This window comes from Pectobacterium aroidearum (assembly GCF_015689195.1).
Classification (GTDB): domain Bacteria; phylum Pseudomonadota; class Gammaproteobacteria; order Enterobacterales; family Enterobacteriaceae; genus Pectobacterium; species Pectobacterium aroidearum.
Window position 1 is genome coordinate 3,309,348 of record NZ_CP065044.1, and the last position, 14,458, is coordinate 3,323,805.

Consider the following 14,458-nt stretch of genomic DNA (forward strand, 5'->3'; position numbering starts at 1 on the left):
TCGCGGGCTTTTATCACGACTCTTTTTATAATGGATGATGACATGTCAGACCTTACCGCCAGCCGCACGCCGCGGCCTTACCCTCCGTTGCTTCTGGGTAGCCAGCTTGTTTTCAACATTGGCTTTTATGCCGTCGTGCCGTTTCTGGCGATTTTCCTGCGTGACGACATGCTGCTTTCCGGCTGGGCTATCGGACTGGTGATTGGCTTACGCACCTTTTCTCAACAGGGCATGTTTTTAGTCGGCGGTGCGCTGGCTGACCGCTTTGGCGCACGCGTAATTATCCTGTGCGGCTGCGTCGTACGCATCAGCGGTTATCTCCTGCTGGCGCTGGGCGATTCGCTGTGGCCGATTATTCTCGGTGCCTGCCTGACCGGCGTCGGCGGAGCCCTGTTCTCCCCCGCCATTGAGGCATTAATGGCGCAAGCCGGTACGCAAAGTGAAAAAGAGGGAAAACGCAGCCGCTCCGAGTGGTTCGCCCTGTTTGCGATTTGCGGTGAATTGGGCGCGGTGTTGGGCCCCCTGCTGGGCTCGGTACTGGCTGGATACGGATTCCAGCGCGTGGCGCTCGCCGGCGCTGGCGTCTTTGTCATTGCGCTCATCGTCCTGTTTTTCAGTCTGCCGCCGACGCAGCGTAATCAGGGCGAATTACACATCGCCCCGTGGTGGGAAACCTTCCGACAGCGGCGCTTTGTTGCGTTCATCATTGCCTACAGCGCTTACTTGTTCAGCTACAACCAGCTCTATCTGGCGCTGCCAGTTGAACTGCACCGCTCCGGCAGCAGTGAGAAAGACCTCGGCCCGCTGTTTGTTCTGGCTTCACTGCTCGTGATCGGATTACAGCTTCCGCTGGCGCGTTTTGCCCGCCGGGTTGGTGCAGCACGCATGCTGCCATTGGGCTTCGCACTGCTGTCTGCCTCGTTCCTTAGTGTCGCCCTGTTTGCTTCCAGCACGCCGCCAGAAGGATGGCAGCGCCTGCTTCCGGCTATCTCCTTGATTACCCTATTAACGCTGGGACAGATGTTAATCGTCCCCGTTGGCATGGATCTCATCCCGCGTTTTGCCAACAACCAGAATCTGGGGGCGCACTATGGCGCGCTGGCATCGATGGGCGGCATTGCTGTTCTGGTCGGCAACTTTGTACTCGGTAGCCAGCTCGACCGTGCGCTGACGCCGTCGCCACAGGCCGCTATTCCGTGGGTGCTGCTCGCCGCTGTGCCGCTGTGCAGTTCGCTGGCGATGATGGTCATCTGCCGCCCGTTTAAATCCGCTTCAACCTTGAATGAATAAGGACAGACTGATGAATATGCGTAATCTCCTGTGGCCCGTTTCCGGCCTGCTATCAGCCACGCTGCTGCTGTCAGGCTGCTTCAACGAGCCGGAGGAAAAGCACACCTCGCATCATGACGGCCGAATCAAACTGGCGATGCTTCAACCACCGCGCTCCGGCCTGACGCCACTGAGCGATGATGCCTTTAAGCTGTCGCGCTGGAGCACGGCAGAAACGCTGGTGGTGCTCGACAAGCTCGGCGAAGCTCAGCCTGCGTTAGCGACAACATGGCAGCAAATCGATGATAAATCCTGGCGTTTTGAGCTGCGTCCCAATGTTCATTTTCACGATAGCACCACGTTAAACGCCGCCACGGTGGTTAATGCGCTCACCGTAGCGTCCACCGCCGCCCCTAAGCCACGCATTCTGGACGGCGTGCAGTTAACGGTAAAAGCCGATGGCGATAACGCCGTGATTGTCTCCACGGCTAAGCCGGATCCGCTGCTGCCCCAGCGCTTATCCAGCCCACAGCTGGCGATCCTCTCCACCGCGGCATACGGTAAAAATGGCGTGGTCAATCCGATCAACACCGGAAGCGGTCCGTTTGTTCTGCGTAGCGTCACGGGCACCAGCAGCGCGGTATTGGACAGATTCGACGGCTACTGGGGTGAGAAATCACTGGCCAGCGGGATCGACGTCAGCTTTGTCTCTGACGGTGCAGCGCGCGCGGCTGCATTACGTACCGGCACGGCAGACATTGTCGAAGCCATTCCGGTTTCTCAGGCACCGCTGCTGGATCAATCGCTGGTGCATGAAGTCCCGATGCCGCGTACCAACACGCTGTATCTGAATACGCGCCACGGCGTGATGCAAGATCCTGCAATGCGTGCCGCCGTGCGTGATGCGATTAACCGCCAACAGCTGGTGGATAACGTCTATGAGAAGCGTGCCGACATCGCGCAGGGTCTGTTAGGTCCCGCATTGCCGTGGGCGGCGGAACTGCGCCAGCCGGTGGCGAATCCGGTCAAAGCCGGTACGCCTGCGGGTGCGACCATCACGCTGGCAACCTTCAGCGATCGCGCCGAGCTGCCTGAGGTGGCAGTCTATCTGGCACAGCAGCTTACCGCCGCCGGATTTACGGTGAAACAGGTAGTGCGTGAGTATGCGCAGATTGAGTCCGACGCGCTGGCAGGCAAGTTTGACGCCTTTATTTTATCCCGCGCTACCGTGCTGGATTCCGGCGATCCGGTGGCTTACCTGTACAGCGATTTTGCCTGCGAAGGGTCATTCAACATCGCCCAACTGTGCCGCCCGGAAATCGATCAAGCGTTACAAAGAGCGGCTGCGATTCCTGCGGGCGTTGCACGCCGTCAGGCCATCATGCAGGCAGAAAACCTGATCCTTGCCAGCGATGCTGCGATTCCAATGCTGCATGAGCGCGTCATTCAGGGTGAAAGCGCACAGGTAAAAAACGCACTGCGCGATCCGCGTGAACGCACGCTGATTAACGCCGCCACGCATATTGCTACCGACGCAAAATAACGGGTAACACGCCCAACAACCAGAAAGATGACGAGTTTATGAGCGAACCGCTATATTGCCGCACCTGTGCAACCATCAACCAGACGCAACGCCCACGATACGGCATGCTGATCCCGCTGTTTTCGCGGCTGCTGACGCTCGCGGGGATCGTCGTGCTGATTGGTATGCTGCCGTGGTTATCCGGTCAGGATCCTGCGCTGGCGCTGCTACGTGCTCGTTCTGGCGAGCAGGAAGCGACGGCGGAAACGCTAAATGCCATTCGTCACTCTCTCGGGCTGGATCAAGGCCCGCTGCAATTGCTGTTGAACTGGCTGACAGGTCTACTACACGGCGATGCAGGCAATTCCTGGGTGTCTGGCCGACCAGTCCTTCCGGGGATGTTACAGGCGGCGGGCGTCTCGCTCACGCTGATGGCGTCCTCAGCGCTGGTGGCCTTCACACTGGCTGCCGTGTTGTGCGCCCCAACCTTTCGCCAGGGGTTACGCGGTCAGGTTCATCGTTCAGGCGGTCTGTTTGCCGCTTTATTTACCGCACTGCCTGAATTTCTGCTGGCGTCGTTTCTGCTGATCGTCGGTGCCGTCTGGCTACAGTGGTTTCCGCCCTATGGCTGGCTGGGCTTACACTACGCGGTGCTGCCGTCGCTGGCGCTCGGTATTCCGGCAGGCGGCTACCTTGGTCGAATTATTGCCGACGCACTCTCCGCCACGTTCAGCGAAAACTGGCTCACCACCTGGAGCGTGGCGGGCGTGAGCCGTCGTCATGTCGCACTGGCGGTGCTGAAACGTACATTGCCCAGCGTGATGCCGCTGGTCGGGCTGGTGCTCGTCTCCTTAACCGGCGGTGCCATCGCTGTCGAAAAAATATTCGCGATTCCCGGTCTGGGACGTGCGACGCTGGGAGCCGCGGCCGCACAGGATCTGCCCGCCTTACAGATTGGCGTGTTGATTCTTTTACTCATCGCCTCACTGGCGGGTATCGCTGCCAGCGGCGTACGGCTGCTGATACTCGGACGCGCGCTGCGGAGCGGGGCGATGCCCGTGCCGGAAGAACGTGGTAGCCCGGTGTCTCGCTATGCAATCTGGCTGCCGGTTATCTGCGTGCTACTGCTGGCGCTGCTGTTGCTGGCTGGCTTACCGCGCGATCCCTATACGTCTGCCTTTCTACGCCTGCAACCGCCGTCGTTCCTGCTGCCTTTTGGCGCGGACGCGATGGGGCGTGATTTACTGGCGCGCGTCGCCCACGGCACGCTAAATACCTGTCTGCTGGCACTGGTGGTATCACTGGCCTGTCTGGCAATCGGCCTGCTGGTTGGGCTGTTTCCGCGTCTGCTTACGGGTCCCATCGAAGTGACCAACGCCCTGCCGCCAGTGATTGCCGGGCTGCTGGTTGCCGCCGTTAATGGCCCGACGGCAACGGGCGCGGCGATTGCCGTGATTGCGGTGAGTTGGGCTCCGCTGGCTGCACACACCGCGGCGCTGGTCGCCGAAATTAATGCGCGTCCTTATATTCGCATGCTGCCAATCCTTGGCGTGGGACCGATACGGCGCAGCCTGTTTTATGTTTTGCCTGCGCTGATTGGGCCACTCTTTCGTCACGCCATGCTGCGACTGCCCGGCATCGCGCTGGCGCTGGCATCGCTCGGCTTCTTAGGTCTGGGTGCCTCACCGCCGACACCAGAATGGGGACGCGTGCTGGCAGAAGGAATGCCGTATATCGAACGTGCCTTCTGGGGCGTGCTGGCACCGGCGGCTGCACTCGGCGTGTTGTCGATACTGGCCGTGAGCGCGGCAAATCTCTCTGGTCGCCACAAGCACTAATCGATGGTGGAACATCGCCTCAACGCTCTCTTCTCTTCACACTCACAGCTCCGCCAGATTTCACGATGGCGGGGCTGGGCATCTTCAGTTACGCTGTGAGCTAACCTCTGCCGAAGTACAAAATTAAATATGTGCAGAAAGTTATTAAAGGAGAGATTATGCATAACAGCGACGTCAGTCTTACCGTCACTCAGGCTCTGGATAAACTGGAAGCGCTGTATGATGACGCCGTCTCAGCGCTGCGCGACGCCATCGGGGACTTCATCAATGATGGCCCCCTGCCCGATGCCAACGCGCGCGCGGCGGGATTATTTTCCTACCCAGCTCTGCGCGTCAGCTGGAGCGGCAATTCGACCGGCCATCCCCGCCATCGCGCCTATGGACGTTTCACCCATCCCGGCAGCTACTCCACCACCGTGACCCGCCCGGCATTTCTACGCGCTTATCTGGCGGAACAGCTTGCGCTGCTGGAGGGGGATTATGATGTCACCATTGACGTCAGCCCGTCACAGCAGGAAATTCCGTTCCCCTACGTGCTCGACGGTTCCGACCTGATTCTTGACCGCTCCATGAGTGCGGGCATCGCCAAACATTTCCCCACTACGGAACTGTCACAGATTGGAGACGAGACGGCCGACGGGCTGTTTCATGCCACCACCACATCGCCGCTGTCGCACTTCGACGCCCTGCGCACTGATTTCTCGCTGGCGCGGCTTCGCCACTACACCGGCACACCGGTGGAACATATTCAGCCGTTCATCCTCTTCACCAACTACACCCGTTATGTCGATGAGTTTGTACGCTGGGCGTGTGCGCAGATTGCCGATCCCGATAGCCCCTATGAGGCACTATCCTGCGCGGGCGGTATCTACATCACCGCCGAGACGCCGAACCCAGAGCAGACGGTGTCCGATCTGGCTTGGAAGAACCATCAGATGCCCGCCTATCACCTGATCCCCCGTCAGGGTAAAGGGATTACGATGGTCAACATTGGCGTCGGGCCATCCAACGCGAAAACCATCTGCGATCACCTTGCGGTGATGCGTCCGCATGCCTGGCTGATGATCGGCCACTGCGGCGGCCTGCGCGAGAGTCAGTCCATAGGTGATTATGTGCTGGCACACGCTTACCTGCGTGACGATCACGTACTGGACGCCGTATTGCCGCCTGACATCCCGATTCCCAGCATCGCCGAAGTGCAGCGTGCGTTGTACGACGCCACCAAGATGGTCAGCGGCATGCCGGGAGAAGAAGTTAAGCAGCGCCTGCGTACCGGCACGGTGGTTACCACCGATGACCGCAACTGGGAGCTCCGCTACGCGGCCTCTGCTCTACGGTTTAACCTCAGTCGCGCCGTCGCGGTAGATATGGAAAGTGCGACAATTGCCGCGCAGGGGTATCGTTTCCGAGTGCCTTACGGCACGCTGCTGTGCGTCTCGGATAAGCCGTTACACGGTGAAATCAAGCTGCCGGGACAGGCAAACCGTTTCTATGAAGGGGCGATTTCGGAGCATTTGCAGATTGGCATCTGCGCCATCGATCTGTTGCGGGCTGAAAGCGATAAGCTGCACTCACGCAAACTGCGTACCTTTAACGAGCCGCCGTTCCGCTAGTCAAATGATGTTGTTCAGGCAGCCGACCCCTGCGTGCCGTCGGCTGCTCTGGCGCGGTTAAATTCGTTATGTTATAACAAATCAAATTTCATCGCGGATAAACCCAATGAAGAAAGGTCTGTCAGTTCTGTTGCTTTCCCTGGTGGCGGCGCAAGCATCTGCGTTTCAAGCCAAAATGGTTCAGTCTACGGAGAGCGGGCTACGCAATATTGATGACGCTAAGCGTGCCTTTTCCGGCTTTACGCCAATGGGGCTGAATACGATTCACCCCGGCCAGTGCGATGCCACCTCCGTTAACGGCTGTGGTTGCCCATTTTGCACCCAGCTGCGGCTCATTGGCCGCTAATCGCCACGTCGTGCTTATAGACGATTCGGGCATCCCTGCCCGTATGCTGCTTCACTCCTGAACCGGGTTTAGCGCTTACCCGCCAGCTCGGTAGGCGCGCCATCAATCTTAATATCCAGCCCCTGCTTCGCGCTGTTCAGATAAAACTCACGAATGCGCTGATTCACCGGATCGCTGACGTACACGCTGCCGCCGACGATGGCGAGCGACGGTGTCGGCGTTTTGGCACCGTAAGCGCAGTCAAACGCCTCGACCGCATCAAAGCTGGCGATTTGCTTCCAGTTTGGCGCCACGTCATATAGACGCAACTTGCCATCTGGCGTCAGGTTCGCCACTCGTTTGCCATCGGCAGAAATTTCAAATTTACACACAGCCTGTTCATCCGGGATGGAAAACACATCCTGTGCCGTAAGCTTTTTGGATTGCGGATCGATACGAATCAGTGCGTTAAATGGCTGCCCGCCCAGCCCACCGTAATTCCCAATGACGTAACGACCTTGCAGACCAGATTTCAGCGTACTGGTACGGCGATCGTCAGGATAAGCCAGCTTGTGCGACACCCATTTCCCACTCTGCTGTTTTACGATCAACACGCCGCCGTCACTTTTTGCGTCACCATCCGCCAGCTTTGCATTACAGCCAAAAACGTGAACATGATTCAGCGCGCCGTGGCCGTGAAATTCTTTACACGAACGCTGGGGATCCTGCGCCTGATTAAAGTCCGCAATGGCTTTCCAGCCCTTATCCTGCTGATAAACAACAAAGCCATTAGGCCGCGACGTCACCGTTTTATCATCACCTTTGGCATAGGCCGCTTTCGGCACGGAAATCAGCCACTGGTTGTTCCCCAACGGCGCAGTGATACCGTGCTGCGGCGCAGGGCTTTTACGTTTCTCAACGACAGGATTGGCGCTATCCAGTTCAGACAAGCGGATCATCACCGATTCAGGCTGGCTGGGGCCGTCCCACGGACGTAAGCCATCGTATGACCAAGCGATCCAGCCGTTTTCCGAGGTGATATGCGAGGGTTTGTCTCCCGTCACCCGCAGCGGCAAAAGCCGCGGCTCACCTTTATGCACGTCCAGATGGTCGTCATGCGATTCATAGGTCAGGCCAGTATCGAGGAAAGCAATCGTACCCGCGTCATCGTAAAGATTGACGATGGTGAATCGGCCATCTTCGGTAGGCACCAGCGATGCGTTCGCGTGACCCACGTCAAAAGTATGTGTGACTTTGAAGGTATCCAGATCCAGCACGCTGAGCGTCGGTTTCTGGTGATCGGAAAAGATTAATCGTCCGCGTAATACCTCATGGTCGTGCGCCTGAACGCCCGCACTCCCCACCCCCATCAGCAACCCCAGAGTCGCCGCGATTGTCGTTTTCTGCATCTTTCTCTCCGTGATGTCATTGTGATTTATGATATGTTATAACATAACAATAAAAGATACCAGAATCAGGCAGAAAGGACATAGCAAAAGCGCCACATCCGTGGCGCTTTTCTTGTACAGTGAGGCGAGGTTAATTAATCTCAGGATGCTGTTCGGTCAGCCGTTTTCTTTTCTTCTCCAGCTCGGCAATTTGCTCATCAATCTCTTCTATTTTCAGCTCAATATTGTCGTACTGTTCCTGCAACAGCTCTTTGGCTTCCGTCCGATCCGACGCCGCTGGCGTTGCGCCTTTCAGCGGCTGGTTTGCCGTTTCTCGCATCGACATCCCGGTAATCAAACCGATAAGCCCAATCACCATCAGGTAATACGCTGGCATATACAGGTTGCTGGTCGATTCCACCAGCCACGCCGCCGCCGTCGGCGTAAAGCCTGCAACCAGTACAGAAACGTTAAATGAGGTCGCCAGCGCGCTATAACGAATATGCGTCGGGAACAGTGCGGGAAGCGTCGAAGCCATCACCCCCGTGAACGAATTCAGCAGGACAGCCAGCATCAGTAATCCGCAAAAAATCAGCCCGATCACATCGCTGTTGATCAAGATGAAGCTGGGTACTGACAGCAGCAGCAGCCCAATACTGCCGCAAATAATAAATGGTTTACGCCCGTAGCGATCGCTCATCAGCCCCATCACCGGCTGCACAAACAGCATCCCGATCATGACGGCAATAATAATCATCACACCATGATCTTCCGAGTAATTCAGGCTGTGTGAAAGGTAGCTCGGCATATAGGTCAGCAGCATGTAATAGGTCACGTTGGTGGTAATTACCATCCCAATACAGATCAGCAGACCTTTCCATTGCTTGCTAACAATTTCACGCAGAGAAATCTTCGGCGGGGATTGAATGCTGTCTTTTGATTCTTTATCAATATTGTCCACGTGCTGCTGGAACGTCGGCGTTTCTTCCAGCGCATGGCGCAAATAAATCCCAATTAATCCGAGCGGTGCAGCAATAAAGAACGGAATACGCCATCCCCATTCCAGAAAGCTTTCTTCTCCGACAATGGAGGAAATAAGCACCACGACACCCGCCCCCATCACGAATCCGGCAATCGAGCCGAAATCCAGCCAGCTTCCTAAAAATCCGCGTCGTCTATCCGGGGAATATTCGGCAACGAAAATCGCCGCACCGGTATATTCGCCCCCAACGGAGAAGCCCTGCGCCAGTTTCGCCAACAGCAGTAGTACTGGCGCCCAAATACCGATCGATTCATAAGACGGAATCAAGCCAATACAGAATGTGCTCACCGACATGATAATAATGGTGATCGACAAGACTTTCTGGCGACCAAATTTATCGCCCATCGCACCAAAAAATATTCCGCCGAGCGGCCGAACTAAAAAGGGAACCGAGAATGTTGCCAGTGCGGCAATCATTTGTACGCCGGGGTCGGCACCGGGGAAAAAAACCTGTCCGAGCGCATACGCCACAAAACCATATACTCCAAAATCAAACCATTCCATCGCATTACCCAATGCGGCTGCGGTAATGGCTTTTTTGAGTCTGGCATTATCAATAATGGTAATGTCCTGAATTTTCATCGGCTCAATTTTTTTCTTTTTTAATCTCATCCTTTTTTCCTTTGCTTAAAAAGCGACCACTTATTAAAAATAAAATAGTCTTTTTCATGCACAGGGAACCACCCGACTGCGCGCTGAAAAATGAACAGCTGATTGGTCGCAATATTCATTACACATTGGTACTGCTGAATGGAGTATAGAAGAATTTGGACAAAAGCTCGGATTCAGGGTGTCGTATGCCTAAATAACGGACAGGAATATAATCAAAGGAAAATAATGGTAAAGAGTTATGACAGAATCATCACATTGCTATCGGTAGGGTATTTTTACTTACGCGGCGTAATCATTTTTGGGTTACGGCTAAAATAGCGCGTAAATGCCAAACTGAAATTAGCGGGATGCCGATAGCCAACTTGCCAGGCAGTCTGCGCCACCTGAAATCCCTGTTCCAGCAGTTGATGCGCCCGTTCCATCCGCATCCGCAATAACATCTGACCCGGCGTGGCCGCGAAGCAGCGGTGAAATCCGAGTTTGAGTCTGGATTCACTCATTCCTGCCTGAGTCGCGATACAAGCCAGCGTCAGCGGTTCAGCCAGATGTTCACGCATCCAGCGGCACACCTGCTCCAACTGCTGCCGTTCTTGTAGATGAATAGCGCCGCGCCTCTCTTCCGGCTGCAGGACGTGGCGATACTGCGCCAGCAGACTTAAAGCATGGATGTGACGGTTTAGCGGATCGGCGTCAGCGCACAGCGCATTGACATGAACCTGACTGGCCGCAGAGACGGGGGCAAACGCACGCTGTTGTACCCCATCGCCACTGAACAGCAGTTCCGCACATTCCACGCCAAAATAACGAGCCGCCGCCGTTTTCCCCACCAACAGCCGTAGCTGATCGACCTGCTGCTGAGCCTGATAATGACGTTCGCCTACGCTGGCGCCAAACGTCGTAATCGTGACATGCCGTTGGCGAAACCAGATCTGTGAGCCGCCGTTATCGTAATAAGCCGACTCCCCTGTCAGCGCAAATGTCATAACCAGCATCGGTTGCGCATGTGGATTCTGTGTTTCTTCCACCAACCCACGGTGCGGGCGGTATTGTGAATGCGCCAATGACAGATCCGCATCAATGCGGCTGAAATCCGACCAGCATTCACCGATATCGCCCGGCAGGATGCGACGTGAATCAGCGCGATTCACTTCACTCATCCGACACCGATCGCCGGACGATAACCCCTCTCGCACCCGTTGCTGTCTTTGTGCCATTTTTCCCCCAACGTTTCGCATATGAAAAACGCCGTCTCGCATAACAATGAACATAATAACGATTCTCATTTATAGATAGCATATTCCCTATCGACTGACCATCAATGAGAAAGGCCACTTATGAATCCATTAGAGACGTTATGGCAGCTTGCCGCCAGCAGCGTGAAGGCGGATGCCTTACATCTGGCGCTGGAACAGCAGATTTTCGATCGGCTGGAGGAAGCCTCCACGCCGGAACAGCTGGCGGCAACGCTAGGCTGGCAACCGGAGAAAACCGGGTTTCTGCTTGAACTGCTGTGGAGCATGCAGCTACTGACGCGCCATCACGACGGCTATCGTACCGACCCGACCTGTGCCACCGTACTCTGCCGCAGCAGTTCACGTTTTCTGGGCGACGCCTGGCGCTTTCGCCTCACCAGCCTGCGCCAGTTTGGTCAGGGGCTTGGCGACGGCATGCATCAGCCTCTGCCGACCCAACTGACCGAGTTACCACGCGATGCCGCGTGGGCCAACGCCGCGGAGCAGCAAATCGCTCAGGAACAGCGGGCGGTAACGGCTGACCGTGCCGAGCAGCTTCTCTCCAGCCTGCCGGATTTCCCGCAAATCAGGCACGTTCTCGATCTGGGCGGCGGCCCCGGCTGGGTGGCGATTACGCTGGCGCTGCGTCATGCTCAGATCTCCGGTACGGTTTATGACCTGCCGCAGACCGCCGCCGTGGCGCAGCGCAATATCGACGCAGCCGGGCTATCCGCACGGCTGTCGGCACAAAGCGGCGCCTTGCCCCGAGAAAAATACGATCTGATTTGGAGCTCTTCTTTCCTGCATTTTGTCGAGGACATTCCCGCGATGCTGACGACGCTCCGCGATACGCTGGCACCGGAGGGTACACTGGTTCTGGCACAGGCGGAGATTGCTGACGAGGCCGATGAGGCCGCGCCGGTTCTGCCGTTCTACCTGCCGATGCAAATGAGCGGACGCCACGTCACGCGGGAAGGTCAATTGGCGCAATGGTTACTGGCTGCGGGCTTTACCTCTGTCGAAACCCGACGTCATCAGGCATTTCCTATGGCACCGCTGAATGTGCTGATCGCCCGCAAACACGGGTAACCTTCGCACGATATGCTCGAACACTAATCGTGATAGAAAAGCAAAAAGCCAGTCAGCATGCGCTGACTGGCAAAAAAGCTTATACAATCTATTGAGGAAACGTCTTGTTGTTATGCTTGCTGACTTTCAATACATCCCTGAGATGTTGGCTATTATAATATTTTAAAAATTCGTCCAATCTGACGGACGTTGAGCGGCTGCACGAGTAGAGACCGGGAGCATCGCCACAAGCGAGAGAGCCTGAGTTGCAGGTTGCAACATTGAGGGTTTATGGCCCGCAATTCTAAACACGGAAACTTCTCTAACGAGCTGATCGGCTTGCTCCTTGAGACTTTGTGCGGCAGCAGCGGATTCTTCTACCAAAGCAGCATTCTGCTGTGTGGTCTGATCCATTTGGCTGACAGCGATCCCCACCTGTTCAACCCCCGTCGACTGTTCAGCACTTGCCGCGCTGATCTCGGATACCGTATCGCTCAACTGACGAATAGACATCACGACCTGCTGCATCGTGTCTCCCGCTTTGTTAACCAACACAGAGCCAAGCTCAACGCGTTCAACGCTGGCCGTAATCAGATTCTTAATTTCTTTAGCCGCTTCGGCACTGCGCTGTGCCAAGTTACGCACTTCTCCCGCCACAACAGCAAAACCACGACCTTGTTCACCAGCACGTGCCGCCTCAACAGCAGCGTTGAGTGCCAGAATATTCGTCTGAAAGGCAATGCTGTCGATGACATTGATGATATCCGCAATGCTACGCGAGCTTTCATTGATCGCTCTCATCGTGTCCACCACCTCATTGACAACATCGCCTCCCTGCTGCGCCACAGTGCTTGCGTTTTTCGCCAGCACGTTCGCCTGAAGCGCGTTATCAGCATTGTTTTTTACCGTCATCCCTAATTGCGTCATGGTCGAGGAGGTTTCTTCCAGCGCACTCGCCTGCTCTTCAGTTCGTGATGATAAATCAGCATTACCCTGAGCAATCTGCATGCTGGCCGTCGCGACACTCTCGGCATTGTTTCTGACGCCAACCACCATCCGTGTTAGCGCCGCTTGCATTTCCTGCATAGCCTCCAATAGCAACCCCGTTTCATCACGGTTATTGACGACAATCGAACCACTCAGATCGCCTTCGCTGATACGCTTCGCAGAAGAAAGTGCAATAGATAACGGTGCCGTGACACTGCGGGTCAATAGCCAGGCCGTAAGGCATCCTAATACCGTAGAAAAAACGGATAGTATTAACATCCATAACAGCGCATCGTAGATATATTCTTTTGTCACCTGCTTAGCATGATCAACGAATGAAACCTGTAATGCAGTCAACTCATTGAGTTTGGTAAAATAAAGCGATTGGATAGCGGCTATATCGCCAAACACCAATTCGGTAGCCAATGCATCTTGCTCATCCATCGCATAGTCAATGGCTTTGTTAATGCTCACACTATATTGTTTTCTGATATCGATAAGTTGATTAAACAGCTCACGTCCTTTCTGCGAAGTAATGCTGCCATCGAGGTTTTTATATATTTCACTTGCCGAGTTAGTCGTTTTTACGATGACCGCCCTCAGCGCCTGTTTTTCCTGATTTCTGTCGGCAGGGAGGAGGATAATATCGCGCAAAGTACGAACATTGGTATTCAAGATATCTTGAATATCACGCAACATATCAACCTTCACCATTCTATCTTCAGTGATCTCATCAACTTCGGTGCCAATATCCTTCATAAAATAATAGCCCACAGATGACAAAATCAGTGTCAATATGATTAGCAAACCAAAACCAAGAGCAAGCCTATTTCCAATTTTTATATTTTTTAAAAAATCCATATTAGCACCAGAATTTTACATTCTTACCATGTTTACCCAATTGCGATTGATAGACGAATTAGCTACTGTTTATCTGAAAAAATACGACAAACGGTAAAACAAACCGCTATTGCAACCGGTTCCCTGGCTTCTATAAACTTCTTATTTTTTTTGATGCATGTAGCAGAACACTGGCATAAGAAATTCATTTAGCCATAATATTTTTCATATATGTAAAAATACTTACTTACAGTAATTGTTTACTTGATAAAGTAACTCGAAAAAAATCTTACACCATTTCGCACTTCACATTATTTGTGCGTATAACTAAAATCGAGCCATGATTAAGAAAGCTAAGTTTTTGCCCTCACTCCCCTGTTTTAGCCGGTGTCATGCCTCAATTGAGGCAAACACATTCATAAACACAGTATCGAGATAAAGCCTCGCTACGGTCTATAAGCTTACACTATCATAAATGCAATATCGATCGGAAATAACGATCATTAGACCGTTCAATTCCTTGTATTCGATCGTTTTTTTCTATCAGAGAAAAAGCCCTGATCTTTATTCATTAAATCGAATTTATAAATTAGAAGACTAATAGTTTAGATAAACTACGATAGCGTCCAGATCATGGCGCAGTGAGTCGAACGGTATAGCGTAACGTTGCTGAATTAATTAGAGGGTAAAGATAAAAGCAGAGCGTTTAATACCTATCAACA

Annotated in this window: 10 protein-coding genes; 6 read left to right on the forward strand and 4 right to left on the reverse strand. The window is 54.3% G+C overall.

Translation table 11 applies throughout. The features are described 5' to 3' along the window. Nucleotides 1-42: 42 nt before the first annotated feature. From I2D83_RS14855 to I2D83_RS14875, 5 genes are all read left to right on the forward strand, one after another. On the forward strand, nt 43-1,290 hold the full coding sequence (locus I2D83_RS14855; protein ID WP_015839698.1) for an MDR family MFS transporter: 1,248 nt from the start codon (nt 43-45) through the stop codon (nt 1,288-1,290). A 10-nt stretch (nt 1,291-1,300) separates the two neighbouring features. Beyond that, nucleotides 1,301-2,812 carry an ABC transporter substrate-binding protein gene (locus tag I2D83_RS14860; protein ID WP_205946814.1) on the forward strand — a complete coding sequence of 504 codons (1,512 nt, stop codon included), beginning with the start codon at nt 1,301-1,303 and terminating at the stop codon, nt 2,810-2,812. A 38-nt stretch (nt 2,813-2,850) separates the two neighbouring features. Further along, a complete protein-coding gene (locus I2D83_RS14865) occupies nt 2,851-4,629 on the forward strand; it encodes an ABC transporter permease subunit (protein ID WP_205946815.1) in 1,779 nt (592 codons plus the stop codon). Between the two features lie 158 nt (nt 4,630-4,787). Beyond that, nucleotides 4,788-6,242 carry an AMP nucleosidase gene (locus I2D83_RS14870; protein ID WP_205946816.1) on the forward strand — a complete coding sequence of 485 codons (1,455 nt, stop codon included), beginning with the start codon at nt 4,788-4,790 and terminating at the stop codon, nt 6,240-6,242. A 106-nt stretch (nt 6,243-6,348) separates the two neighbouring features. Beyond that, the gene (locus I2D83_RS14875; RefSeq protein WP_180777162.1) at nt 6,349-6,588 is read left to right on the forward strand and encodes a hypothetical protein; all 240 of its coding nucleotides are present in this window, start codon (nt 6,349-6,351) and stop codon (nt 6,586-6,588) included. Between the two features lie 68 nt (nt 6,589-6,656). On the opposite strand, the gene I2D83_RS14880 is transcribed toward I2D83_RS14875, so the two are convergent. The 3 genes from I2D83_RS14880 to I2D83_RS14890 all read right to left on the reverse strand — a co-directional run bounded on the left by I2D83_RS14880 (nt 6,657) and on the right by I2D83_RS14890 (nt 10,877). Beyond that, a complete protein-coding gene (locus tag I2D83_RS14880; RefSeq protein WP_205946817.1) occupies nt 6,657-7,976 on the reverse strand; it encodes an SMP-30/gluconolactonase/LRE family protein in 1,320 nt (439 codons plus the stop codon). A 130-nt stretch (nt 7,977-8,106) separates the two neighbouring features. Next, the gene (gene proP / locus I2D83_RS14885; protein WP_180777164.1) at nt 8,107-9,609 is read right to left on the reverse strand and encodes a glycine betaine/L-proline transporter ProP; all 1,503 of its coding nucleotides are present in this window, start codon (nt 9,607-9,609) and stop codon (nt 8,107-8,109) included. A gap of 275 nt (nt 9,610-9,884) precedes the next feature. After that, entirely contained in the window at nt 9,885-10,877 is a 993-nt protein-coding gene (locus I2D83_RS14890; protein ID WP_205946818.1) for an AraC family transcriptional regulator, read from the reverse strand. Between the two features lie 66 nt (nt 10,878-10,943). Between I2D83_RS14890 and I2D83_RS14895 the strand changes: the two genes are divergently transcribed. Next, the gene (locus I2D83_RS14895) at nt 10,944-11,930 is read left to right on the forward strand and encodes a methyltransferase domain-containing protein (RefSeq protein WP_205946819.1); all 987 of its coding nucleotides are present in this window, start codon (nt 10,944-10,946) and stop codon (nt 11,928-11,930) included. Between the two features lie 162 nt (nt 11,931-12,092). Here I2D83_RS14895 and I2D83_RS14900 read toward each other — a convergent pair whose 3' ends face one another. After that, nucleotides 12,093-13,757, reverse strand: coding sequence for a methyl-accepting chemotaxis protein (locus I2D83_RS14900; protein WP_205946820.1), 1,665 nt, complete (start codon nt 13,755-13,757; stop codon nt 12,093-12,095). Nucleotides 13,758-14,458 lie beyond the last annotated feature (701 nt).